At 38.2% G+C, this 26,038-nt stretch carries 15 protein-coding genes; 13 read left to right on the top strand and 2 right to left on the bottom strand.

Translation table 11 applies throughout. The annotated features are described in order from the left end of the window. The first annotated feature begins 356 nt into the window (after nt 1–356). From CYTFE_RS0114245 to CYTFE_RS0114235, 3 genes are all read left to right on the top strand, one after another. Nucleotides 357–1,529 (top strand): helix-turn-helix domain-containing protein, encoded by a 1,173-nt coding sequence (locus CYTFE_RS0114245; protein WP_027472337.1) that lies wholly within the window; start codon nt 357–359, stop codon nt 1,527–1,529. Between the two features lie 150 nt (nt 1,530–1,679). Next, nucleotides 1,680–2,981, top strand: coding sequence for a Na+/H+ antiporter NhaC family protein (locus CYTFE_RS0114240; RefSeq protein WP_027472336.1), 1,302 nt, complete (start codon nt 1,680–1,682; stop codon nt 2,979–2,981). An 87-nt stretch (nt 2,982–3,068) separates the two neighbouring features. Beyond that, nucleotides 3,069–3,971 (top strand): DMT family transporter, encoded by a 903-nt coding sequence (locus CYTFE_RS0114235; RefSeq protein WP_027472335.1) that lies wholly within the window; start codon nt 3,069–3,071, stop codon nt 3,969–3,971. 100 nt (nt 3,972–4,071) lie between these two features. On the opposite strand, the gene CYTFE_RS0114230 is transcribed toward CYTFE_RS0114235, so the two are convergent. After that, on the bottom strand, nt 4,072–7,518 hold the full coding sequence (locus CYTFE_RS0114230; RefSeq protein WP_027472334.1) for a sensor histidine kinase: 3,447 nt from the start codon (nt 7,516–7,518) through the stop codon (nt 4,072–4,074). 232 nt (nt 7,519–7,750) lie between these two features. On the opposite strand from CYTFE_RS0114230, the gene CYTFE_RS0114225 reads away from it, so the two are divergent. Next, a complete protein-coding gene (locus CYTFE_RS0114225) occupies nt 7,751–8,758 on the top strand; it encodes a dihydroorotate dehydrogenase-like protein (protein WP_027472333.1) in 1,008 nt (335 codons plus the stop codon). Nucleotides 8,759–9,011: 253 nt separating this feature from the next. Next, a complete protein-coding gene (ppdK, locus tag CYTFE_RS0114220; protein ID WP_027472332.1) occupies nt 9,012–11,726 on the top strand; it encodes a pyruvate, phosphate dikinase in 2,715 nt (904 codons plus the stop codon). Nucleotides 11,727–11,931: 205 nt separating this feature from the next. Here the strand turns inward: ppdK and CYTFE_RS0114210 are convergent, their stop codons facing one another. Further along, nucleotides 11,932–13,146 carry a response regulator gene (locus CYTFE_RS0114210; protein ID WP_027472331.1) on the bottom strand — a complete coding sequence of 405 codons (1,215 nt, stop codon included), beginning with the start codon at nt 13,144–13,146 and terminating at the stop codon, nt 11,932–11,934. A gap of 380 nt (nt 13,147–13,526) precedes the next feature. Here CYTFE_RS0114210 and CYTFE_RS0114200 point away from each other — a divergent pair, with 380 nt between their 5' ends. From CYTFE_RS0114200 to CYTFE_RS0114165, 8 genes are all read left to right on the top strand, one after another. Further along, on the top strand, nt 13,527–16,058 hold the full coding sequence (locus tag CYTFE_RS0114200; protein ID WP_027472330.1) for an endonuclease MutS2: 2,532 nt from the start codon (nt 13,527–13,529) through the stop codon (nt 16,056–16,058). After that, nucleotides 16,003–16,788 (top strand): urease accessory protein UreH domain-containing protein, encoded by a 786-nt coding sequence (locus tag CYTFE_RS0114195; RefSeq protein WP_235208072.1) that lies wholly within the window; start codon nt 16,003–16,005, stop codon nt 16,786–16,788. Before CYTFE_RS0114200 ends, CYTFE_RS0114195 begins: the two co-directional genes overlap by 56 nt. 137 nt (nt 16,789–16,925) lie before the next feature. Further along, a complete protein-coding gene (locus CYTFE_RS0114190; protein WP_044262822.1) occupies nt 16,926–18,056 on the top strand; it encodes a DOMON domain-containing protein in 1,131 nt (376 codons plus the stop codon). 513 nt (nt 18,057–18,569) lie between these two features. Continuing rightward, nucleotides 18,570–19,694, top strand: a complete 1,125-nt coding sequence (locus CYTFE_RS0114185; protein WP_027472327.1) for an efflux RND transporter periplasmic adaptor subunit — start codon at nt 18,570–18,572, stop codon at nt 19,692–19,694. Between the two features lie 10 nt (nt 19,695–19,704). Next, on the top strand, nt 19,705–22,869 hold the full coding sequence (locus tag CYTFE_RS0114180) for an efflux RND transporter permease subunit (RefSeq protein WP_027472326.1): 3,165 nt from the start codon (nt 19,705–19,707) through the stop codon (nt 22,867–22,869). Continuing rightward, the gene (locus CYTFE_RS0114175) at nt 22,856–24,184 is read left to right on the top strand and encodes a TolC family protein (RefSeq protein ID WP_027472325.1); all 1,329 of its coding nucleotides are present in this window, start codon (nt 22,856–22,858) and stop codon (nt 24,182–24,184) included. Before CYTFE_RS0114180 ends, CYTFE_RS0114175 begins: the two co-directional genes overlap by 14 nt. Nucleotides 24,185–24,200: 16 nt before the next feature. Continuing rightward, on the top strand, nt 24,201–25,232 hold the full coding sequence (locus CYTFE_RS26595) for a sensor histidine kinase (RefSeq protein ID WP_052343205.1): 1,032 nt from the start codon (nt 24,201–24,203) through the stop codon (nt 25,230–25,232). Further along, nucleotides 25,225–25,995 (top strand): LytR/AlgR family response regulator transcription factor, encoded by a 771-nt coding sequence (locus CYTFE_RS0114165; protein WP_052343204.1) that lies wholly within the window; start codon nt 25,225–25,227, stop codon nt 25,993–25,995. The genes CYTFE_RS26595 and CYTFE_RS0114165 overlap by 8 nt, the downstream gene beginning before the upstream one ends. Nucleotides 25,996–26,038: the final 43 nt, after the last annotated feature.

Raw genomic sequence — 26,038 nt, 5'->3', positions numbered from 1 at the left:
GCAATGGTACATTGTCTGCTTGAAGAATATTTATATAGGTCTGTTTTTTGTGTTGTAAAATGGCTGCTGAAACGTTGTTTTAACCGTTAAATACGAAAAATGTATTGGTTTATTGTGTGTTAAAAGTGTTGTAAGTCAATGTGTAAATAAGCTTGTGTTCATTTTTCATAGCAGTACTATGTCTTATTTCAACAAGTTTTTGATGGGTTGCTCTTTTATCTCTTATCATAAAGTTCTGGTGCGTCATTTGCGTTAAGTCCAAAGGTGCCATTTCTTGATGCGGTGTAGTTGCTACGTTGCTTTCTTTTGTCTATCAGAATGTGCTTTCTTAAAAAAACGTCGTATTTTTGTGAACTATGATCCCGGATAATAAAAAGCAAGTTATTGAGGAGGCACTAAAGCGTATATGTGGGCACAAACTATTTGTTCATTCTCCTACTTATATCGATTTGTTAAAATACCTTGTAGTAAAAACACTCAACAACGAAGAGTTAAATGAGGTTACTATAGGCAGTGACCTATATGGTATTGATTATTCCCTAAACAAAAGCAATAGTACAGTTCGTTCTTATATACATAAACTAAGAAAAAAGTTAGCCGATTATTATAATGAAGTGGGAGCAAACGAAACAGTAGTATTTCAAATAGCTAAAGGGCAATATAATTTGAGTTTTTTATCGTCTCATGAATATCTTAAAACAAAGAGAAGTGAAATTTCTACAGTAACCATTCCAATCAAATATTTTAAGTTGAGTGGTGGATTTGTATTGCTGTTCATCATTGCTTTTTGCTGTATCAAAACTTATGTTTCTAAACCTTGTTTGGTGTGGAAAAATTTTTTTGATCCCAATGCCCAAAATTTGCTTGTTATTTCCGATCAATTTGTTGTTTCTCAGCGATTTGAGGATGGTAGGTATTATGGAGTGTCATATCCGGAAGTGAATAGTAATGATGACTTTATAGAATATACGCAAGCACATCCTCAAAAGAAAATAAAGACAACTGACTATACTTTAATGACAAAAATGGCTCCGTACACAGTTAAGTCGTTGAGCTTGTGGTTTCAGTCATATAAAAGTGATTTTAATCTCGGGTTAGAAAGTCAAATGAAATACGAAGATGTGACCAAGTACAATATTGTTTTTGTAGGTCAGTATAAAACAATGAACCTGTCAAGAACTTTGTTTTTAAAGAACAGTAAGGTGTTTACTACGTTTGACGATGGATTTATGTATAAAAATGGTCGTATCGAGAAAATATATAACACCCAATATGGAGGTAATCATAAAGTTGAATATGCGATGGTTTCCTATACTTCGTTTGCATCAGGGAAAAGTGCATTGTACTTTGTGTCAAATAACGATATAGGCGTGTTATCAACGGTGCGAAATTTTACCGATAAAGCTTGGCTTACTAAATTTCAAAAGCAAATAGGAAGTGAGGCAAAATATTTTAATGCTTTGTTTGAGGTAAGTGGGTTGCAACGAACGGATGTGAGTTGTAAGTTGGTGGAGCTGGAAGTATTGTAAGGGAGGATACTCATTGATGTTATTTCTGTTTTGCCTAGTAAAGCTTTGGTCTAATAATGAATAGGTTCGTGTAGATGGTAGAGATGTTATTTTGATATCAGAAGGTTTGTTTTACTAACTCGTTCAAAATAGCTTTCTTTGCAAAAAAAAATGGAAAGCAAATCCTTGAAGCACCCGATACTAGCTTTGTTGCCTATTATTGTATTTCTTATACTTTATCTGGTTTCCTCGGTTATCTCCGGAGATTTTTATAAGATGCCAGTTCCTGTTTCTTTTTTGGTAGCATCGGTGATTGCCTTGGGAATGAATACAAAAAGAAAGTTTAAGGATCGAACCGAGACTTATTTAAAAGGAATGGGCAACTCGGGGATTATGATGATGTGTTTGATCTTTATATTGGCGGGTGTTTTTGCTAATTTGGCAAAAACAATGGGAGCAGTTGATGCAACGGTTACTATTGGTATTCATCTTCTTCCACCCAATGTTTTAATTGCGGGTATATTTATAATAGGATGTTTTATCTCATTGTCGGTAGGAACTTCTTTGGGAACCGTCGTTGCCCTTACGCCTGTGTCAATGGGTATTGCTGAGCAAACAGGTATTTCTGTAGCTTTGGCTTTGGGCGCTGTTATTGGAGGAGCTATGTTTGGCGATAACTTATCATTTATTTCAGATACAACTATTGCTGCTGCCAGAACGCAAGGCTGTAAGATGAGGGATAAGTTTAGGGTGAATTTTATCATTGTTTTACCAGCTGCCATCATTACCTTTATTATTTATCTGTTTTTGAATCCTCAGCAGACGGTTCCTATTGTTAATCATGATATAGAATATCAGTGGTTAAAGGTGATGCCTTATTTGTTTGTTCTAGCGGCCGCTCTTGCAGGTATGAATGTTTTTATGGTGTTGGTCTTTGGTTCTGTTTTGGCTATGATTATTGGCTTATCTATAGGTAGTTTTGATGCTTGGGGTATGGTGAATTCTATTGGTAATGGAATGGATGGGATGTCGGAAATTATTATTATTTCGATACTAGTGGGGGGAATGGTAGAGATTATTCGATATAATGGAGGAATCGATTATATTATCAGATTAATCGGAAAGAATACACGATCGAAACGGGGCGCTGAACTAAGCCTTGCCCTTCTGACTTCTATTGTTAATGTTTTTACCGCCAATAACACAATTACAATTTTAATGGTAGGCCCGCTTGCTAAGGATATATCTGCAGAATATGGTATTAAAGCTCGTAGGTCGGCTAGTATATTGGATACTTTCTCTTGTTTTATGCAGGGCTTGTTGCCCTATGGAGCACAGATATTAGCTGTTATTGGTTTGGCAGGGGCAAGTATTTCACCTTTTGAGATTATGCAATATTTATTTTATCCATACCTGATGGGACTCATCTCTATTTTGGCCATATTATTTGGCTTTCCAAAGTTGAAGGATTAATTCATATCCTTTCATATTTAAACTATCTTCGTGGCTTGTTTTTTAGGTCATATTGTTCCATATGGCCTTTGAAAGAAAAATATAAACATGAAAAAAATAATAACGCATACTTATTTTTTGGCCATCATAGCCTGTTTACTTTGGTCAACAGCCTTTGCAGGAATTAAAATAGGGCTTCAATATACTACGCCATTGCAATTTGCAGGAATCCGATTTTTTTTTGCTGGCTTATTTATTATTCCTCTTACCAAAAATTTAAGGGTATTTGTATCTGCTATGCGGAGTGATTTTTGGCTTATAGCCCGGGTTTCGTTATTTCAAACGATTATTTTATATAGTTTGTTTTATTTAGGTGTTAGTTTGGTTCCCGGGGCTATTGCGGCTATTTTAATTGGGTCTCAACCTTTGTTTGCTGCCTTGGTGTCTTCGGTGATGCAAAAGAACGACCAATTGTCTTTTAAGAAGTTGCTGGCCATATCTTTAGGGATTGGCGGTATTGCTTTGATTGCTTATGATAAAGGCTGGGGTGATGAAAGTGGATTGCAACAAATGATGGGTATGGGTATTCTTATTTTGGCCAATATCTCATCGGGGATAGGAAACGTTTTTGTGTCGAAACAAAAAGGAAAAATTTCTCCAACAGTATTAAGTGCTTGGCAAATGAGTATGGGTGGACTGGTGCTTTTTTTGATTTCTTTGATATTTGAACCTTTTTCTGGTTTTGATATGCCTGTGGCTTACTTTTTATCTTTGGGGTGGCTTAGCTTTTTGTCAGCGACTGCTTTTACCATTTGGTTTACGTTGCTTCAGCGTTCCGAGGTGCGTGTGTCAGATTTAAATATATGGAAATTTATCATACCTATTTTCGGAGCTATGTTAAGTTGGATTATTATTCCCAATGAGCATGCAGAATTAATCCCTATTCTGGGTATGATTATCATAGGATTTTCTTTGGTGCTATACGGTTTGGTGAATCGAAAAGTAAGTTAGCTGGCGACTTGATTGGCAGTGAATTACTATTTCTAATAGATTTTTAATGCATTTTTTCCGGCTATCCTTTTTTTAGGAAGACTTGTTTGGGGTGTTAAAATCAATTTTTATGCTCGGATGCCAGCTGGTGTTGAGAATGCAAGAAATGGGCATTTATGTAGAAGCTAAAGGTGGTTCCTTGATCAAGGTTTGATTTTACAATGATTTCTCCTCCTAATAGTTGAATAATATTTTTCACAATACTCAATCCTAAGCCCATACCTTTGTATACTTTATTTCTATTGGCTTTTTGGAATGGTTGAAATATCAGATCTAAATCACTTTCCTCAATACCTATTCCGGTATCCTCTACCTGAAATAAAATAGGTGTCATGTTGTCTTGCTCGTATCTTACATTTTCAAATCCAAGCGTTTGTAAATCCTTGGGAGGTATCCTTTTTACCGTTAGCTTTACATGTCCAACTTTGGTAAACTTAAATGCGTTTCGTATTAAATTACTCAACACTTGTTTTAGGCGCTGTTTGTCTGAATAAATATTTTGATCTTCCTCTGCCAGGGAGCAATCTTCCACAAACGCAACATAAGTAGATCTATCCTCAAAACTTAATTCTTTGATGGTTTCTTTAATGATGTCGGGTATATTCACCTGTTGTTTAGATAACTTAATATTTCCGGTCTCTATGCGCGAGATATCTATGATGTCATCTATTAATGTTAGCAAGGTTTCGCTGCTTTGTCCAATATGATATATTAATTCTTTTTTCTGATCTTCAGGAAACTCTTCGAGTTGAATAAGGCTTGAGAAGCCAATAATGGCATTCATGGGAGTCCTGATTTCATGGGAAAGGTTTGCTAGGAAAGATGTTTTGAGTCTGTCGGATTCTTCTGCTTTTAATTTGGCTTTTTCTAGGTCTCGGGTTCTTATCTTCACTAAATCTTCGAGGTAATTACGATGAATGTTCAATTCTACATTTTGATTCAAGATCTCTTCTTTTGTTCTTTCTAGTTCTTTATTGGCAGTAGATATTTCTTTGGTTTTTTCGTTCACCATATTGAGTAAAACCTTTTTTTGATCACTGTACCAAGTTGTTCTAACTTTAACAATGGCATATATCGTTAATAATATGATTGTGAAAATGCCAAGTTTAAACCATAGGGTTTCGTAGTATGATGGTATGATGATTACATTTAAACGTGCTTCATCTTTGCTCTCAATACCATGGTTATTAATCCCTTTAACCCGGAGAACATATTTTCCGGATTTTAAGTTATTAAAAACGATAGGTTCTGAGGTGTAACTCCGGGTCCAGTTAGTAGAATAGCCCTCCAATTTCCAGCTGACTCGGTTACTGCTGGAGTGGGAATAATTTAATACCGATGGAAAAAATTTAATATCTCCGCCATCGTCTTTGTGGTATTGTACAAGGGTATCTTTAATATAAGTGACATCTTCGTATAATTCAGACATAAAGCCAGATACCCTGGTTTGTTTGCTCCATGCACTTATTTGTGGTGCCTTGTTGTAAGGGTTTTGATAAATGTGGGCAGGATCAAATTCGATAAAGCCTTCATCCCCTCCAAAAAGTAAGATACCATCTTCTCCTTTATAATAAGTCCGCTTGTTAAATTCTTTCCACAAACTACCATCATTCATATCATAGGTTAAGAACGACATGTCATTTGTATTTACTTTACTAATGCCAAAGTTTGAACTTACCCACATATGGTCATTGTTATCGGAAAGGATTCCATAAACATAGCTCTCAAGTTCTTTGATGGCAAGTTGATTTGAGATGCTGTCTGTTTCGGGGTTGTAAATTAATACTCCTGAACCAAAGGTGGCAATCCATAGCTTGCCTTGCTTGTCAACTTCCACGTCAACAATCATTTTTGTTGTGCGGTTGGTCATTGGGGTGTTTATTTTTTCGTATTTGCCGGTTTTGATCTGGAATCTAAATAAATTTCCGTCTCGTTCAGAAAACCATAGAAATTGTTTATCAAGAGAAAAATCCAGCGATACAAATCTTATTAATCCAGTTTTTTTAAGGAAAAATTCATTGTCGAAGGTCTCATATGCGTGGGTTTGGGTGTTAAAACGTATAAGTCCCCCATACCCCAATAACCACAATGTATGATTGTTTTCTTTGAGGCCTATATGTAAGTGGTTTAGTCGACGTTTGTTTTTGTCTGCTGCTTTAAAAGGATAGGCTTTAAATTCCTTGGTTTTTAAGTGGTAACTTCGTAATCCGAGGTTTGTGACGAACCAAATGGTATGATTATCGCCTTGAATGATTTGGTAAGTGTAGGTGCCAGAAGACTTAGAGAAAAGCCCAAATTGTGTATCGTTCGTGTTTTTTTTAAATACCTTACCATCGTTGGTTCCTATCCAGTAGGTGCCTTCACTGTCTTTAAATACCATTGTTAACAGGTCTGCTTTGTTGTTGGTTAACTGATAGGCATTGAATCGTTTAAAAAGGTTTTTGTGGTAGTCGTATTTTAATAATCCGTTTTTTGTGGCTACAAATAATATTTCCTGGTCCTTTATGAAAAGCATATCCTTGATTTCATCAAAAGGCAGGTTATTGTAGATGTCGGATTCATCTTTTTTATAGTTTGTGACTTTTTTCTTTTGGACATGATAAAAGAATAAACCGTCTTTGATGGAAGCTACCCAGTAGTTTCCATATTTATCAGCCACAATTTTCTTTAAGATGACACCTTTTTTCACGGTGAAGACATTAGATAATTGGTGGGTTTTTATATTGAACTCAAATAAACTATTACCCGTTGTAAAAACGATGCGGTCTTCATCAATTTCCAGCACATCTCGAATGCGAACCGAAAATGTTCCGCTTCTCTTAGCCAACCCGTCCTTGTCCATATCTTTCAAGCTGAAATTATTGATATATGTTTTTTGTTTTTTGCTAAAACACATTAAGCCGTTGGAGCTGACAATCCAAATGTTTTCAGAACCATCTGCTATCTTGTAAACATTTGTTTGTGGGTAAGGACAGTTTGTTCTTGAGAACTTACCTGTGGATGGAATGAAAAAAAATAGGCCCTCAAAATCGGTTCCAACTAGCAAGGTGTCTTTACTGAGTTGGTAAATGCAATTGATTCGTTTGTGCCTTTTATTGCGCAGAGCTTCTATTTGGTAATTTTTGAAGGTGTTTTTTACAATGTCAAACCTGTTTAATCCTCCCCATGTTGTTCCTATCCAAAAGGTATATTCATCTTGATCTTCAATAATGCATGTGATTGAATTGTCGCTTAGTGCCGAGGTATCTTGCGGGCCCCTTCTGAATACATCAAAAAAAGAACCGTCGTAACGCATTAATCCGTCTGTTGATCCTACCCACAGAAAGCCCTTACTGTCTTTGTATAGAGATGTGGTGTTTAAATGAAATAGGCCATCTTTTTTGCGCAAATTTTCAAAACCTCCGTATTCAGATTGTGAAAATAAGGGCAATGATGAAAATATCAAAACATATACTATGATAGTTATATTGATATCGAATATGCTTTTATGCTGATGTATTGAGCGCATATGAACTGAAAACGTTTATGGCCTTTGTTTATTTAATGGCCTTAAAAATATGCTTATTTGTTATGCATTCCAATACCTTCATACTATAATCATTGCGGGATTATATTTATTGTTTTAGTTTATAGTTGTTTGCATGATAAACTCTTTCTAAAAAAATGATATTCGGCTATTTAAACATTTTCATTATTAGAATGTTTTAACAGCAATGTATTAACCCCTTAACAAACAAATCATGGATTTAAAAACAACGTATATGGGTATTGAGCTCAAAAATCCCATTATTGTAGGAGCAAGCAACCTGGTGACAGATGTTAAAATGGCTCAAAAGTTAGAAGAGGCAGGCGCTGCTGCTATTGTTTTCAAATCGCTCTTTGAAGAACAAATCCATTTAGAAGCTGCTGAACTTGATGAAGACCTGCATGAATATGACGAGAGAAATGCAGAAATGACTTCTTTATTTCCTCAAATAGAGCATAGTGGACCCAAGGCGCATTTGATGGCTTTGAAAAGTGTGGTGGATGCGGTGTCTATTCCGGTTTTTGCAAGCCTCAATTGTCTGTATGATGTAAGTTGGGTTGAATATGCCAAGTATTTGGAAGAAACAGGAATTGCTGGGATAGAGTTGAATTTTTATCCTACCATTTCCGAAAACCAAAAGAGCTCTGTTCAAATAGAACAGGAACAATTGGAAGTGCTGATAAAGGTGAAAGAAGCTCTAAAAATTCCTGTTAGTGTTAAGCTGAGTCCGTATTATTCTAATACGCTCCATGTTATCCGTAATTTTAACGATGCCAAAGCAGATGCATTTGTGCTTTTTAATCGACTTTTTCAGCCGGATATTGACATCGAAACGGAGGCGCTTAAGATGCCGTATAATTTAAGTAGTAAGAATGATAATAGACTTTCTTTGCGTTATGCAGGGCTTCTTTCTGGCAATGTGAAAGGCTCTATTTGTGCCAATAATGGTATTCATGATGCTGAGGATTTAATTTCAGTATTGTTAGCTGGTGCTGATGCTGTGCAGATTGTGAGTACCATCTATAAAAACGGACTTATACAGGTGACCACTATGCTTGAAGATTTGTCTGTTTGGATGAAAAATAAAGGATACGCTAAACTAGAAGACTTTAAAGGTAAACTGTCAAAAAATAGTCTGAAAGAACCTTATGCATACAAGCGGGCACAATATGTTGATTATTTGATGAAGCCAAAAGAATTCACAAAACAGTTTCAGATTTAGTATTTATAACTCTTTTATGGAGCAAGAGGTGCCTTGGGCACCTTTTTTTGTACCCGTATTTTACGGGTTTAGGAGTTTATCTGCATCTTCAGGTCTGCAAATATGATTATAAAAAATGCTGTCGCGAAACATGCTGTTTATGAGCATGAATTGATTGAAGGCATTTTTATTCTCGAAAAAAATCGTTTACTTTATTAGCACAGTAAAAAATATCCCAAATTCAAAATTTCTAACTATAAAAAATTCCTTAATTATGGCTGTAAAAAGAGTTTATACCTTTGGTAACGGACAAGCAGAAGGAAGGGCTGATATGAAGAACCTCTTGGGGGGTAAGGGTGCTAACCTGGCAGAAATGAACCTAATTGGAGTGCCAGTGCCTCCCGGATTTACAATTACGTCAGATGTTTGTACCGAATACAATACGTTAGGTAAAGATGCAGTTGTTGCACTGTTAAAATCAGATGTTGAAACTGCCATTAAAAATATTGAGTTATTAACAGAAACATCTTTTGGAGATAAAAAAAATCCTCTTCTGGTATCTGTGCGTTCTGGCGCAAGGGCTTCCATGCCTGGCATGATGGATACGGTGCTTAATTTAGGTTTGAATGATGAATCGGTGGTTGGTATTGCTTTGAAATCAGGTAATGAGCGTTTTGCTTGGGATTCTTATCGTCGCTTTGTTCAGATGTATGGTGATGTTGTTTTGGGTATGAAGCCTGAATCTAAGGAAGAGATTGATCCTTTTGAACGGATTATGGAAGAGGTGAAAGAACAAAAAGGGGTGGATTTGGATACTGATTTGGATGTGGATGATTTGAAAGAATTGGTGGTTCAGTTTAAGGCTGCTGTGAAAGAACAAACCGGTCAGGATTTTCCCGAGAGTGCATGGGAGCAGTTATGGGGGGCTGTAATGGCTGTATTCGATAGCTGGAATAACGAGCGAGCGATTTTGTATCGTCGTATGGAAGGTATTCCTCATGAATGGGGAACTGCTGTCAATGTGCAGGCCATGGTATTTGGAAATATGGGCGATAATTCAGCTACAGGAGTGGCCTTTACACGGGATGCTGCCACCGGAGAAAATATATTTAATGGAGAGTATCTTATCAATGCACAAGGTGAAGATGTGGTGGCAGGTATACGTACCCCTCAACAGATTACCAAGGAGGGGTCATTACGATGGGCTGAACTACAAGGAGTAACAGAAGAAGATAGAGCGGAGATGTACCCTTCTTTGGAAGAGGCTATGCCTGAGGTTTTTAAAGAGTTGAATGCCACACAGCAAAAGCTGGAACGCCATTATAAGGATATGCAAGATTTAGAATTTACCGTTCAGGATGGAAAATTATGGTTGTTGCAAACACGTAATGGAAAAAGAACCGGAGCAGCGATGGTGAAGATTGCGATGGATCTGTATCGTGAAAAAATCATCGACGATAAATTAGCGTTGATGAGAATAGAGGCTCATAAACTGGATGAGTTGCTTCATCCGGTATTCGACATGGATGCTATTGGAACCGCCAATGAACTGGCCAAGGGTTTACCTGCTTCGCCGGGAGCCGCTTCTGGACAAATTATTTTCTTTGCTGATGAAGCCAAAAAATATCCTGAAACCATATTGGTGCGTATAGAGACTTCTCCAGAAGATTTGGAAGGTATGTTAGTGGCCAAAGGTATATTGACTGCGCGGGGAGGTATGACTTCTCATGCGGCTGTAGTAGCACGGGGAATGGGTAAGTGTTGTGTATCTGGTGCAGGAGCCTTGAAAATTGATTACAAAGAGCGTGTTTTGCGTATTGAAGGTAAAATGTATAGAGAGGGAGATTGGATATCGTTGAATGGTTCTACTGGTAAGGTATATGAAGGAAGAGTGAAAACACGTCAGCCAGAGTTAGATGGTGACTTTGCCTCTATTATGGATTTTGCTACCAAATATACGCGTATGACCGTGCGTACCAATGCTGATACACCTAAAGATGCTAAGATAGCTCGTGGTTTTGGTGCACAGGGCATTGGATTGTGCAGAACTGAGCATATGTTTTTTGAAGGAGAGCGGATTAAGACCGTTCGAGAAATGATACTATCTTCGGACGAACAAGGACGAAGGGCCGCTTTGGATAAGTTATTGCCCTATCAAAGAGGTGACTTTGAAGGGATTCTGGAGGCCATGCAAGGATATGGTGTTACCATCCGACTGTTAGATCCTCCTTTGCACGAATTTGTGCCGCATACCGAATTGGCACAACAGGAAATGGCCAAAGAAATGGGTATCAGTTTGGCCGATGTTAAAAATAAAGTGGCTGATCTCTCGGAGTTTAATCCAATGTTGGGACACCGTGGTTGTCGTCTGGGTAATACCTATCCTGAAATAACAGAGATGCAGGCACGTGCAATTATTGAAGCTGCCTTGAATTTGAAAGCTAAAGGTGTTATTACCAGGCCAGAGATTATGGTTCCTTTAATTGGAACTGTTGAGGAGTTTAAGATGCAGGCTGATATAATCCACCAAACAGCGCAATTGCTCTTTACCGAAAGAGGTGATAAAGTTGAATATTTGGTGGGTACCATGATTGAGATTCCTCGTGCTGCATTAACAGCCGATAAAATTGCTGAGTTCGCTGAGTTTTTCTCCTTTGGAACCAATGACCTAACCCAAATGGCTTTTGGTTATTCTCGTGATGATGCCAATAAGTTTTTGCCCATTTATATTGAAAAAGGTATCCTTAAAACTGATCCTTTCCAAATACTGGATCAGGAAGGTGTGGGACAGTTAGTTCGAATGGGAACAGAGAGAGGTCGTTCTTCTAAGGCAGACCTTAAAGTAGGTATTTGTGGAGAACATGGTGGAGAACCTAGCTCGGTTGAGTTTTGTGATTCTGTTGGGATGGATTATGTTTCTTGCTCTCCTTTCCGTGTGCCTATTGCCCGGGTGGCTGCAGCCCAAGCTAATATAAAAAAGAACAGTTGATGTTTTTTTGTTGATTGTATTTTGGTAGGCCATCTTAAAAGTCGTTTTTTAAACTTTTGAGATGGCTTCTTTTTTCCTACTAAGTCCGCAAAATACACTGGAAAATCTACTAGGCCTTAAAATGGCTTCAAAAGAAGTTATTTCTTTTCGTCAACTCACCATAGCGGTTGCTATGCTTTATCTCAATAAGTTCTTGACTGTACTTTTAATTCTCATGACGAAGTTCTAAGGTATCATTGGGGTTAAACCGATAACCGAGTACCAAAACATCGTCCACCTGTTCGTTGTGTCCCATCCAATCAGTAAAATAATTGCTTAGTTTTTCTTTTTGCTCACTCATGATTAGATGATTGTTCGATACCAACAATTTTTTGAAATGTCTTAGCATCATCTTTCTTTTGGCTTCACCGCCAAATTGATCTGCATATCCATCTGAGAACATGTATAAGCTATCACCGTCTTTTAAATTTATCTTGTGATTGGAAAAAGGAGTTTGTGAAGGGTAAATACCCACTGGCATCCGGTCTCCCTTAAAATCAATTAATTCACCATCCCGAATGATGTAAATAGGAGAGTTGGCTCCTGCATACTCCATCAGATTTGTGTCCGGATCAATTAAAACAATGGAAGCATCCAGACCATCTGAAATATCATTATCACCATCCCTGTTAAAGGTATGAATAATAATAGATCGTAGTTTGTTTAAAATTTCATTGGGTTTGTAAATTTTTCCCACATTAACTATTTCATTGATTAGTGCCATGCACATCATACTCATTAAAGCGCCAGGGACTCCATGGCCAGTGCAGTCTGCTGCGATCAGTAATTTCTTATTTTCTACCTGGTGTACCAAATAAAAGTCCCCGCTAACAATATCTCTGGGCTTATAGAAGATGAAATACTCATTCAAAACGCGTTTCAGGTAAGCAGCATGTGGTAAAGTAGCATGCTGAATTTTTTGGGCATAATACATGCTGTCGGTAATGGTATCATAAATCTCTTCGATGGATTTCAGGTAAATGGTGTTATTGTCCAACGATTTTTTAAACTTTAACTGATTGGCCACCCTTGCTTTAAGTTCTTCGATGTTGAAAGGTTTGCTGATAAAATCCGCTGCACCAACCTTAAAGCCTTTTACCAGATTTTCCGGGTCACTTTGTGCTGTTAAAAAGATAACAGGTATTTCACTGGTCTGGGCATCACTTTTTAGGCTTTCGCATACCTCATAACCATCCATTCCATCCATAATGATATCCAAGAGTATTAAATCGGGTTGCTTTTGGGTGTGGATAAATCTCAATGCCTGATGTCCAGAAGTGGCTGCAATGCATTTGTATTCGTTCAGTGCATCTCTTAAGGCAAGAATATTAGCCATGGAATCATCAACGATGAGTATTGTTTGCGGATCTGGGGTAAACATAGACTGATGTATTAATTTTGAATCAAGTTAAGGATTTTACCCTATTGTACACTAATTTTTAGTGTTTTAATTTTATCTCCAGTCTCACTTACAACAGGCCCGGGGTCATCCTGTATTTGTGTGAGAATATTGTTCTTATGGGCTATATAATCTGCTTTAAACATTGGTTTTTGTATATGTTTTTTTCAATATTGTGGGTGGTTTTATCTTTTGTGTTTAGAAGATCTGTTTTGAAACAAACTCAATGTCAGATAATAACAAAAATATTATCATACGAATAATTTAACTATTTTTGCGCTGTTTTAGAATTCCATAAGCAGGGTTCTTCCGTGATGAGGAATTGTAAACAGCGTTGAATAATCGATCATAAAGAAATACAATTGATATATCCAGAATTTTTTGAAGAGAAGATCCGTTTCGATCGGATTAGGGAACTGATTAAGGAACAATGTTTAAGTTCCATGGGGAAGGAACGTGTAGACCAGATGCGGTATGTGACCTTGTATGATGTGGTATCCCGGTGGGTTCACCAAACCAATGAGTTTAAACAAATTTGTATGGAGGAGTCATCTTTTCCAACCAGTTACTATATTGATGTGAGGGGGCCTTTGAATCGAATAAAGGTGGAAGGGTTATTCCTGGAGGAGAGGGAGCTTTTTGACTTGCGTCGTTCGCTGTTGTCTGTAAAGGATATTGTACGCTTTTTTAAGAATAAAGAAGAACAGAATGCTTATCCTCACCTTCGTGAGATCGCTTCTAAAGTGATGGTGTATCCATATATCTTTGAACGCATAGATGCGATCTTAAATAAATTTGGTAAGATAAAAGATAGTGCATCACCTGAGCTGGCTCGTATTCGAAATGAGATGATTAAAAAGCAAGGTAGCGTATCCCGTAAGATGGCTGCCATTTTGAATCATGCCCGTAAAGAAGGTCTGGTAGAAACAGATACCAATGTGGCTATTCGCGATGGGCGGGCAGTGATACCTGTTCCGGCCGGAAACAAACGTAAGCTCAATGGTATTATTCATGATGAGTCGGCAACAGGAAAAACATCATTTATTGAGCCTGCTGAGATTGTTGAGATCAATAATGAGATTAGAGAGCTTGAATATGCCGAAAGACGCGAGATAAACAGAATTTTGGTCGCTTTTTCGGATAGTATACGTCCTTATCTGGAGGATCTGATCTTTTCGTATGAGTTTTTGGGTATCATGGACTTCATTCGTGCTAAAGCTAAGTTTGCTTTGCAAATAAATGCCTGTCTTCCCAATATGGTGACATATCCTGAAGTTAATTGGGAAGATGCCACACATCCTTTGCTTTACTTGCAGAATTCAGTGGAAGGTAAGGAAGTGGTTCCTTTGTCTATTCAACTAAATAAGGAGCAACGTATTGTGCTGATTTCTGGTCCCAATGCTGGAGGAAAATCGGTATGCCTGCAAACGGTGGGTTTGTTGCAGTATATGTTTCAATGTGGATTATTGGTTCCTATGGATGAACGCAGTACCATGGGCATATATCAGCATATTTTTATCGACATTGGCGATCAGCAGTCTATCGAAAATGATTTGAGTACTTATAGCTCGCATCTGTTTAATATGAAATATTTTTTGCGTCATGGTACGCCTGAAACCCTCATTCTGATTGATGAGTTTGGTACAGGGACTGAACCTGCTTTGGGAGGTGCCATCGCTGAATCTGTGTTGAAACGCTTTAATACCATGAAGATGAATGGTGTTATTACCACTCACTATACGAATCTTAAACATTATGCTTCGGGTGTAGAGGGGATAGAGAATGGAGCTATGCAATTTGATACTGGTCAGATAAGACCTTTGTTTAAATTGTTGATAGGTCAACCGGGTAGCTCTTTTGCTTTTGAGATTGCACGGAAAATCGGATTGCCTGAAGAACTGTTGGATAGTGCCAAGGAACGGATAGGAGAGGATCATATTAATTTTGATAAACATTTGCGCGAAATTGCCCGTGATAAAAGATACTGGGAACAAAAACGAGATAATATACGACGCAAAGACAAACAGTTGGAGGATGTATATGAAAAATACCTGACGCAATTAGAGCAAAGTAAAAAAGAGCGTCAACAAATTTTGGAGAAAGCCCGGCGCGAAGCAGAAGAGTTGATGGCGACAGCCAATAAGCGCATAGAACGTACTATTAGAGAAATTAAAGAAAGCCAGGCAGAGAAAGAACGTACTAAGAAGGCTCGTGAATCACTCACCAATTTTAAAGAACGTCTGGAAAAATCGGATGATAAGCAAAAGCATCGCATTGAACGAGAGATAGAACGTATTAAAAATCGTCAGAAACGTAAAGAGGAGAGACCCGATGGGGAAGCTTTATCAGAAAAGAAAAGCAAAGAGAGTGGATCCGAAAAGAAACGTCCGACCAAAACTAGCGTAAAGGATGACGGTATGGTTCGTAAAGGAGATAAGGTGAGGCTCGAAGGACAATCATTGCCTGGTGAGGTAATGGAGATTACGGGTAAAAATGCCATGGTTGCTTTTGGACACTTGATAACCAATGTGAAAATTTCCCGTTTACAAAAGATTAGTAATCGAGAAGTTAAACAAGCCATGCGCTCACTGAACCAACAGAGTCTGGGTGCTAATATGGCCGAGCAGGTGAGGAAAAGAAAACTTACTTTTAAACCAGATATTGATGTGAGAGGCCAGCGTGCTGAGGAAGCCATCCAAATAGTGACCGCTCATATTGATGATGCAGTAATGTGTGAAGTAGGAACTGTAAAGGTATTACATGGTAAAGGTAATGGTATCTTGCGTCAAATGTTAAGAGAGATGCTTCATACCATGCCGCATGTAAAAAGTTTTAGGGATGAGCATATTCAGTATGGAGGAAGTGGCATTACTATTGTGGAGATTGACATCTGATGATAAAATAATAAACATGACGGCAGACATACAACTATTGACAACAACAGCTGTTTCGGCTGGGTTTATTCATACGATTCTGGGACCGGATCATTACCTTCCTTTTATTATGATAGGGAAGGCTCGCGATTGGAGTATTTCCAAAATATTAATGCTCACTTTTATTTGTGGTCTAGGTCATGTGCTTAGCTCTGTAGTTTTAGGTATGGTGGGTGTTTTCTTTGGCGTGGGGCTTGAAAAACTTGAATTTATCGAGGCGTCACGCGGTAATATGGCTGCTTGGGCTCTTATTGCCTTTGGTTTAGTGTATGCCATATGGGGTTTAAGAAAAGTTTATAAAAACCGTCAGCATGCACATGTGCATACCCATAGTAGTGGTGTTATACATTCGCATAAACATACACATACCCACGACCATACGCACGTTCATGGTCAGGAAGAAGGTAAAAAGATAACACCATGGGTGTTGTTCATTATTTTTGTGTTAGGCCCTTGTGAGGTTCTTATTCCCTTAATCATGTATCCCGCTGCTCAAAGTAGTATCTCAGGGACAATCATGGTTACCGCCGCCTTTGGTGTTTCTACCTTATTGGCCATGCTAGGTACTGTAACTCTTGGGGTATTGGGTTTTTCTTTACTACCAGTGAAAAGAATGGGGCTTTATACCCATGTTATTGCAGGAGCAATGATCTTTTTGTCTGGTATAGCCATTCGAATGCTGGGCATTTGAAGGTGATGAATGTTCTATTGCGGGCGTGGAATAAACTTTTTTAGTAGTTATATCTTTAACTTTAACAATAAATTGTATAGGATATAATTGTATAGGATGTAGATATGATGTAAATTGTGTATGTCAGACCCGCATAAATGCTAAAAGAAAAACCATATTGCTGTTTTGTAATGATTCTGTTTGCTTGTATGCTGGGTTGCCACCAGACTCAGGAAAAGGCACTTAGGGTGAATGAATATGGTTTGTCTAATTGTCCCAGCTATTGTACTCCCCAAGTATATGCTATTCATCGCTTATTGGAAGCCCCTTGTATAGATGGACTTATCTTAGATGACGAATGGGGCGAAGCTCCCTGGAGCGACCCATTGGTGCCAAGTGTAAAGAATGGTATGGATTATCCATCCAATGGAGCCAGCTATAAACTGGGCATAAAGGGCGACTCTCTATATCTTTGCGCAATTGTACATGATAGACATATTTGGGCGGTGAATGATATATGCCAGTCTTATTTTTTTGAAGATAACTTTTTGGAGTTTTATTTAGATGCAGATAAGGATGAGGCGGATTATGTGGTGCTGAAAATAAATGCACTGGGTAATTTTTGTGGCGAATACCGTAATCGTAATAATACGGAACCTATTTTAAGATTTTCACTCCTGGATAAACCGCATGGTCGATGTTCTGTTTCTGTGGAAGGAACATTGAATAATCCACTGGATAATGATGAATATTGGTCGTTTGAGTGTGTTGTACCTCTGTTTTTGCAAGTGGATAGTGTGAATTTGTTGCAAGCGCATCATTCTTGGAATGTGAATGTGCAAAGAACACATTGGCCTTTTGTGGTGGTTTCTGGTTTATATAAAAAGATGCTAAACCCCCATACCGGCAAGAAATATCCCGGAGAAAAATGGGTTTGGAGTTTTTTGGATGAAAGCAGTATTTATAATCCTGAACTCTGGGGTGTATGGTACTTTAATGACCATAACCTATCGGAGGGTGAAAAAAAGCAACAGCAGTATGTTGAAGAAGTGCGTTGGGAGCTTAGGAATATTTATTACGCTCAACAGGCATACCTAAAGCGGTATGGCCGTTTCTCCAAGAAAGTGGTCGGTCTTAAAGATGTTGGATTGAAAGTGTCGCAATTGCGGTATGACCTTCATATGAAAGTGCAGGATAGTACCTTTGAGATTGATATTGTGAACGCGGAAATAGAAGCCCGGTATGTGATTAATCAGGAAGGTAAAATTTGGCAAGAAAAGCTTTTGTAATTCATGCCAACGCCGGCTCTGTGGCTATTGTTCCGGCCAACCCTGTGGTTTTTTTACTGGTAGTTTAGTATTCAAATGGAAACTATCCATTAACTGAGTCTAATAACTTACCAACTCTACAACTTGTACAACTCGCCTTTTTAAAGCTTCTCACTGTCTTCGTAAGTAATTTCAAGTTTAGTGTAATACATCTTTATCCCTGTAAATCCTGATTCATCTTTTCATATTTCTTATTCACACCCTTTATATTTCAATATTTCCTTACATTGATCATTTTTGTTATCGATAATGCTACAAAGGCGAAACAAGTCATAATAAAGTGTTTCTCACACAGGGAAAGGTCTTAGAGGCGAGTTTTATGTGGCCTTTGAAAATAAAATTAAAAAGGATGAAACTGATGTGGGCCGCGTAAATAATTAGACACACAGGTGTATGATTAAAATTTGCACTGGTTTGCAACGTTTCGCTCATTTTTAAACATATAAAAGAAACTTAAATTATAATACCATAAGTATGAAAAGGAGAATCATAACCATTGGAATAGCACTGTTAATTGTTTTGGGTGCATTTATAGTGGTAAAAGCACTTCCTAAAAAAGAAGCAAAGTCAGCTACGCAAGTCTCATCGGCTAAAGCAGAAGGTTTATTGGTTGAAGTGCTGTATGCTGAGCTGGGAACCGTGCAGCATTCATATACAGCTACAGGAAAACTTAGGGCATTTGATCGTTTTGAGATTTTTGCACAAGCAGACGGACAATTGTTGGCATCGGCCAGAAATTTTAAAGAGGGACGTAGTTATGCCCGAGGACAAGTAATGCTGGAGATTGATCAGCGAGAGTATCGCATGACGGTACTGGCCCAAAAAAGTAACTTTATTACTTTGATTACTTCTATTTTACCAGACCTTAGGTCGGATTATCAGGATGCTTATGCCCTTTGGCGGGCTTATGCTTCTGAGATAGATGTTCATAAGAATTTAAAAGAACTACCTAAGGTGGATACTGAGCAGTTGAAGTTTTATTTGGCAGGGAAAGGTGTTTATAGTAGTTATTATAATATTTTGTCGGCAGAGGAGAAGCTGTCAAAATATATTATACGTGCTCCCTTTGACGGTGTTGTGACATCTGCTCTTGCCGAGGCTGGAACGGCCGTTCGTAATGGTTCTGAATTGGGAACCTTCATTAGTACCTCATCTTATGATTTAGAGATTACGGCACCTTTAGCCTTGGTGGAGGATGTAAAACCAGGAACCAATGCTGTATTAACATCTACTGAGATTGACGGACAATGGCAAGGAAGGGTAGTTAGGGTAGGTGGTGCAATAGACGAACAAACCCAAAGCCTAAAGTTGTTTATTAGAACAAGCGGTGATAATTTAAAAGAGGGTATGTTTTTAACGGCAGAGCTGGAACAGCAGCCATTTGAAAATGCCATGAGCTTGCCACGTAAAATGGTTGACAGTGATGATAACGTTTTTACGGTTGAGGATGGAGTATTACATAAAAGGCATGTTAAAGTATTGGCTCGCCAAGGTGACCTAGCTATAATTGAAGGATTAGAGCAAGGTACTCCTGTGTTGTCAACGGTGATCAAAAGTGCGCATGAGGGGATGAAGGTGCATGTGGCCATTGAAAGATAAATTTAGACATATGAAAAAATTAATAGCATATTTTATAAAATTTCCATTGGCTGTAAACTTGCTGATGGTTATGGTGTTCCTGTTTGGGATTATTGCCCTACTGAACACACAGAAAAACTTTTTTCCCAATATTCCCACACGTAATATATATGTAGATATTGTTTATCCCGGCGCATCTCCTGAAGAGGTGGAAGAAGGAGCAATTTTGAAGATCGAGGAGAATGTAAAAGGGCTGGAGAATATGGAGCGAATCACCTCCGTATCGCGCGAAAATATGGGTACCGTAACCATTGAGATGCTGAAAGGTACTGATATGGATGAAGCTTTGACGAGGGTGAAAAATGAGGTGGAGAAAATTTCATCTTTTCCTGTAAATATAGAGTCGGTAGTTACTTATAAACACGATAATACCAATTTTGCTATCAATTTTGCCATAGTAGCTAAGGGTGGTAATAAAGTAACGCTCAATCAGTTAAAATTAGCTGCTCGAGATATTGAACATGATCTGTTACGTATGGATGGAATCTCTAAAATTTCTATTGGGGGTTATCCGGATGAGGAGATAGCAATCCTTCTGGATGAGGAAGCTATGGAGTCGTACCAGATAAGCTTTACCGAAATAGCGAATGCCGTAAAAGCATCTAACCTGTTAATGACAGGAGGTAGTATAAAAGATGGAGCCGAAGAGTTTTTTATTCGTGTCCGAAATAAAGAATACAGAAGTGAGGGTCTGGAAGATATCGTGGTTCGTAATTCTAGTGATGGAGGAATTGTATACTTAAAGGATATTGCCACCATAAAGGATATGTGGGACGACTCCCCATCCGACATCGTATATAACAAGAAACAAGCTGTTGTTGTAACTATCAATACTACTTTTGAAGAGGATATTATTGTGGCTTCTGAAAAGTTGAATGCCTATTTGGACGACTATAATAAGAGCCAGGATTTGTTTGAGACCGAGATTATTCGTGATCAGAGTGATACCTTGAACCAGCGGATTGAACTATTGATGAATAACGGTTTGCTAGGTATCTTATTGGTGTTGTTGTTTTTATCCTTATTCTTGAATCCGCGTATCGCGTTTTGGGTGGCCATCGGAATTCCATTTTCAATGTTGGGAATGTTTGTAATGATACCTGCTACCACAGTGACTATTAATATGCTGTCGTTATTTGGATTGATACTGGTGTTGGGTATTTTGGTGGATGATGCCATTGTGGTGGGAGAAAATATTTATAGGCATTGGCAAATGGGAAAGAGCCCTGTACAAGCTGCCATTGAAGGTACGCTTGAGGTGACTGCCGCAGTTGTTTCCGGTGTAATAACCACTATTACTGCTTTTTGTACTTTCTTATTTTTGGATGGCCGCTTGGGAGAAATGTTTTCGGAGGTTTCGGTGATTGTGATCATTATTTTATTGGTTTCTTTGGTTGAAGGACTGATCGTTCTGCCTGCTCACATGGCGCACTCCAAGGCTTTGGTGAGGGGCAGTGATAAAAAATGGATTCAATATATGGGGTGGTCAGAAGCCTGGCTGGTCTGGATGCGGAATAAAATATACAGTCCTATCCTTTCTTTCTTTATTAAAAATAAGATCATTGCTTTTTCTGTATTTATTGCTACATTTATTTTCTCCATATTAGCCGTTAGTAATAAGGTTGTTACCACTACATTCTTTCCGGATGTGGATGGGGATAATTTTACGGTTACACTTACCATGCCATCTGGAACAGATACGCCTGTTACGCAAAAACACCTGGATCGGATCTCGGCTGGGATATGGGAAGTGAATGAGGAGATGAAAGGGCTTCAGCCTGAAGGACAGGATATCATTAAAAGTCTCTATCAGCAATACCAAGGAGCTGGTAACAGTGCTACCATTGAGGTGTCTTTGTTGGATGCAGAAGTTAGAAACTCATCAACAGCTGAGGTGATTGAGCATATACGTAGCAAAGTGGGTGAAGTGCCGGGTGCAGAAACGTTTGAAATAATTGGTTTTAACCCCTTTGGGAAAGCCCTTTCCTTATCGTTGGTGGGGGATGATAATAAAGCACTTCAGGCTGCCAAAGAAGAAGTAAAGCTTGCCTTGAAGAAAATGCCAGAACTCTCTGATGTGTCAGATAATTCTCCAGTTGGAAGTCGTGAGATTGAGCTTAGCTTAAAACCCAAAGCGCATCATCTGGGGATTACGCTTCAGCAGGTGATTGGCCAGGTACGTGAGGCTTTCTTTGGAAATGAAGTTCAACGACTCCAGCGTGGAAAAGATGAAGTGCGTGTTTGGGTAAGATATGATATCGAAAATCGACGGTCTCTAGGGCAGTTGGAGAATATGAAGATACGTTTGGGGAATGGTGTTAATTATCCCTTAGCAGAACTGGCATCCTTTAAGATGGTCAATGGAGTTACCAATGTTCGTCATTTACAATTCGACCGTGAGGTGCAGGTGGTGGCCAATCAAACAGATCCTACTTCTTCATTGCCTGAGATCATGCAGAAAATTAATAAGGAAATATTACCACCTATTTTTGCGAAACACCATGGGGTAAGGGTTTCATATGATGGACAGCAGCGTGAAACCAATAAAGTAGCATCTTCGGCTTCTGTTGTGATTCCTGTTGTTTTGTTATTGATGTTTGGTATGGTCATCCTAACAACAAGATCTGTTAGTCAGTCTATTTTGGTATACGCAATGATTCCTTTGAGTTTGTTTGGAGTGGTGATGGGGCACTGGATTCACGGTCAGGCTATTAGTCTAATGTCTTTTATGGGCATGATTGCTCTGGTGGGCGTCATGATTAATGACGGATTGATACTGGTAAATGCCTTGAATGTTAATCTGAAGAATGGAATGCCGTATTATGATGCAGTGGTGGATGCTGGAATATCAAGATTTCGTCCTATTATTTTGACTACTCTGACCACAGTTGCGGGTATGGCGCCTATGGTACTTGAAACCAGTTTGCAAGCCCAATTTCTTATTCCGATGGCTTTATCACTGGCATATGGTATGGCCATGGCCACAACTACAACCTTATTTTTGTTGCCCGTGATGTTGCTTATAGTGAATCAATTGAAAGTGAAATGGGTTTCTTTGATTAAGGGAAGAACCGTGAGTGCTGAGGAAGTGGAAAATGCTATTAAAGAAATGAAATACGATTATGATAAGCTTTAAAGATAGAATGCTGGTTTTAGCCTGTTTGATGATGGGAGGACTGCTGTTTGGACAAAAGAGCCAAACAGTTCCCAGTATGATGAACTTGCAAAAGGCCATTGAAATAGCCCTGGCTAATAATTACGATTTAAAAATGGCCGAGAATACATTGAAGCAGGCCCAAAATAATAACTCTGTTGGTAATGCGGGACTACTGCCATCGGTTTCGCTAAGTGGCGGAAGTGATTATTCTAAGGCCGACTCGGAGAGTGAGACAACCTATACCGGCTTGTTAGAGAGTGAAGGTGCAACATCAATGGGATATAATGGTAGTGCCCGTATTGATTATACCTTGTTTGATGGTTTGGGGAATCAGTATACTTATAAAAAGCTGAAACAGACGGATGAACGTCAGAATATACTGTTCCAACAGCAGTTGGAGAATACTATACTGAGTGTGGTGCAGACCTATTATGGTGTTTGTAGCGCACAGCAAAACCTGAAATTGGCCAAAGAATCCATGAAAATATCAAAGGAACGTTATCAAAAGGTTGTAGATAGAAAGGCTTATGGTCAGAGTAATACGCTAGAAGTACTGAATGCCGAAGTTGATATGAATAGTGATAGTACGCAGATATTAAATACGGAACAAAATTATTTGATGGCTGTTAAAGACCTAAACGTGGTTTTGGGTTTGCCTGTTGACTCAGATTACGCAGTAGATGAAAAACTGCAGTTTAACAATGACTTCTCTGAAGCGCAAATTGTGGGTTTGGCCCTTGTTAAGAACAGTTCCTTGTTATCGCAACTTAAAACGGAAGAAATCACTGAACTAGATATGAAGATTACCAAGGCAGGAAAATACCCTACGATTGCTGCTTACGGTCAATATGCATACAGTAAAACTGATTATGAAAATAGTACCAGTATTTATTCGCAAAGTAATGGTTTCAGCACGGGGTTGAGTCTTAGCTTGAACGTGTTTAATGGTCGTCAACAGCACATACGTGAACAAAATGCACAACTGAATTTATTAAGTGAGCAGGAAAGAACGCGCCAGATAAAAGCAGCTTTGGAAAGAGATGCTGCAAATGCTTATACCGATTACTCCTATAAAAGGAGGATTGTGGAGTTACAGGAAAGAAGCATGGAGCAAGCAAAACTGAATTTTGAACAGACAAAAGAAATGTTTAAACTTGGTAATGCAACGTCCATCGAATTTCGTACGGCACAGGAAAACATGTTGAATGTGACCAATCAGTATAATGATGCACGCTATAATGCAAAAGTGGCAGAGTATAATTTATTACGTATTTCAGGACAGTTGACCCGTTAAATGAAAAGCGCTTGTTATGATTGCTAATCGTAGAAAAATACTTTTTATCCCTTTTATTACCATTTTAATCATGGCTACTTCTGTTTTGCTGATGATTTTCTTTGGTTATAGATCGGTGGAAGAAGTAAAAAGTGTTTTGTTTTATCGTATGGGGATGGCTTTTCTAAATGCTATTATAACCGTTACACTTTTTTATCTTGCGGTTAACTGGTTCAATAAAAAAATAGATTGGAAACATAAATGGGGGCTTCGCTTGCTCCTGGATGCCGGTCTTATATTGTTTCAGTCCTTTATTGGAATTGCTGCTATTTCTTATTTAAAAGCGCATATAGTTGGTAATCAGGCTATCATAAAAGAGTTTATGTATGTGATTCCTTTGCTTATTAACAGTTTGTTTTTGGTATTGATTGAACTGATCATGGGAATGGAAGAGCGAAATAAACTGGCATTGCAGGTGGCTAATCTGGAAAAAGAACAAATCAATGCTAAATATGGTGCATTAAAGGCCCAGTTGGATCATCATTTTTTATTTAATAATTTGAGTGTGCTCTCATCTATTATTTATGAGGATGTGCATAAGGCCGATAAATTTATACAGCGTTTCTCGCAGGTATATAGGTATGTGTTGTCTATTAATAAAAGAGACTTGGTTTCGTTGGAGGAGGAAATTGCTTTCATTAAAAGTTATTTACAACTTTACAAGTTTAGATTTGAAGATGGTTTTAATTATGAAATTAACATTGAGCAAGCTAAGAATAAGATGTTGATAGCGCCATTAACATTGCAAGTATTGGTGGAAAATGCCATTAAGCATAATGTGGTTTCCAGATGTCAGCCATTGTGTATTCGTGTTTTTAACGAAGATGATGTTTTGGTGGTAAGGAATAATTTGCAAATTCGTGATAAATCAGATGTGGAATCCACCTATACCGGACATAGGAATATCATTGAAAAGTATGAGCTGTTAAATCAGCGAGCACCTGTTTTTTGTAAAAGAGAGGGTAGCTACACTGTAAAAATTACCCTAATACCACCTCTAGATGATTAAAGTTTTGATAGTTGAAGATGAGATGCCTTCGGCACGGAAACTCAATGCGATGTTAAAGTATATAGCACCCGATTTGGAGGTTGTGAATATTTTAGAATCAGTGGAGCAGACAGTGGCGTTTTTGAAGGAAAATCAAGTGGATTTGATATTTCTGGATATTCATTTAGCTGATGGTAATAGTTTTTTAATTTTTGACCAAGTGTCGGTGGAGACCCCGATAATATTTACCACTGCTTTTAATCAATATGCCATTGATGCTTTTCGACAGGTAAGTGTTGATTATCTTTTAAAACCTATTGATAAAGACCGATTGGAGTTGGCTATGGATAAGTTTAGAAAGTATCATTTAGTGAAGAAGGGTGCTCTTTCGGTGGATTATCAGGAAATCAATAGAATGATTGCCGCTTCGGTAGGTCGAAAAGAATATCAGGAGCGCTTTATGGTGCATTATAGGGATAAGATCAAAACAATTGGAGTAATTGATATTGCTGCTTTTTATGCGGATAATAAGTCCGTTTTTATTGTCATGTTTAATGGACATTCCTATGATTTGCCCAATACCTTGGAGCAATTGGAGGAGAAGTTGGATCCTAAGTTTTTTTTTAGAGCCAACCGTAAATGTATCGTTCATATTAATGCGGTAAAAGATGCGGTGGTTTATTCTAAGAGTAAATTAAAACTGAATGTAGAACCTACTTTACCCTTTGAGGTTATTATTTCTACCGAAAAATCATCGAAGTTTAAGCAATGGCTCAATAAATAGTACTGTGAATATATAGGCTAAGCGTATTTTATATTATTTTTTA

The sequence above is a fragment of the Saccharicrinis fermentans DSM 9555 = JCM 21142 genome (assembly GCF_000517085.1).
GTDB classification, from domain to species: domain Bacteria; phylum Bacteroidota; class Bacteroidia; order Bacteroidales; family Marinilabiliaceae; genus Saccharicrinis; species Saccharicrinis fermentans.
The sequence above is the reverse complement of the archived record's forward strand: the minus strand, read 5'-3'. Positions and strand labels throughout refer to the sequence as shown.

Excerpts from the sequence above, each read along its gene's own strand:
- CYTFE_RS0114225 (WP_027472333.1), top strand. The coding sequence starts at position 7,751 with ATGGATTTAAAAACAACGTATATGGGTATTGAGCTCAAAAATCCCATT.
- CYTFE_RS0114235 (WP_027472335.1), top strand. The coding sequence starts at position 3,069 with ATGAAAAAAATAATAACGCATACTTATTTTTTGGCCATCATAGCCTGT.
- CYTFE_RS26595 (WP_052343205.1), top strand. The coding sequence starts at position 24,201 with ATGATTGCTAATCGTAGAAAAATACTTTTTATCCCTTTTATTACCATT.
- CYTFE_RS0114185 (WP_027472327.1), top strand. The coding sequence starts at position 18,570 with ATGAAAAGGAGAATCATAACCATTGGAATAGCACTGTTAATTGTTTTG.
- CYTFE_RS0114230 (WP_027472334.1), bottom strand. The coding sequence starts at position 7,518 with ATGCGCTCAATACATCAGCATAAAAGCATATTCGATATCAATATAACT.
- CYTFE_RS0114245 (WP_027472337.1), top strand. The coding sequence starts at position 357 with ATGATCCCGGATAATAAAAAGCAAGTTATTGAGGAGGCACTAAAGCGT.
- CYTFE_RS0114180 (WP_027472326.1), top strand. The coding sequence starts at position 19,705 with ATGAAAAAATTAATAGCATATTTTATAAAATTTCCATTGGCTGTAAAC.
- CYTFE_RS0114210 (WP_027472331.1), bottom strand. The coding sequence starts at position 13,146 with ATGTTTACCCCAGATCCGCAAACAATACTCATCGTTGATGATTCCATG.
- CYTFE_RS0114195 (WP_235208072.1), top strand. The coding sequence starts at position 16,003 with ATGAGCATATTCAGTATGGAGGAAGTGGCATTACTATTGTGGAGATTG.
- CYTFE_RS0114165 (WP_052343204.1), top strand. The coding sequence starts at position 25,225 with ATGATTAAAGTTTTGATAGTTGAAGATGAGATGCCTTCGGCACGGAAA.
- CYTFE_RS0114175 (WP_027472325.1), top strand. The coding sequence starts at position 22,856 with ATGATAAGCTTTAAAGATAGAATGCTGGTTTTAGCCTGTTTGATGATG.
- CYTFE_RS0114240 (WP_027472336.1), top strand. The coding sequence starts at position 1,680 with ATGGAAAGCAAATCCTTGAAGCACCCGATACTAGCTTTGTTGCCTATT.
- CYTFE_RS0114190 (WP_044262822.1), top strand. The coding sequence starts at position 16,926 with ATGCTAAAAGAAAAACCATATTGCTGTTTTGTAATGATTCTGTTTGCT.
- ppdK (WP_027472332.1), top strand. The coding sequence starts at position 9,012 with ATGGCTGTAAAAAGAGTTTATACCTTTGGTAACGGACAAGCAGAAGGA.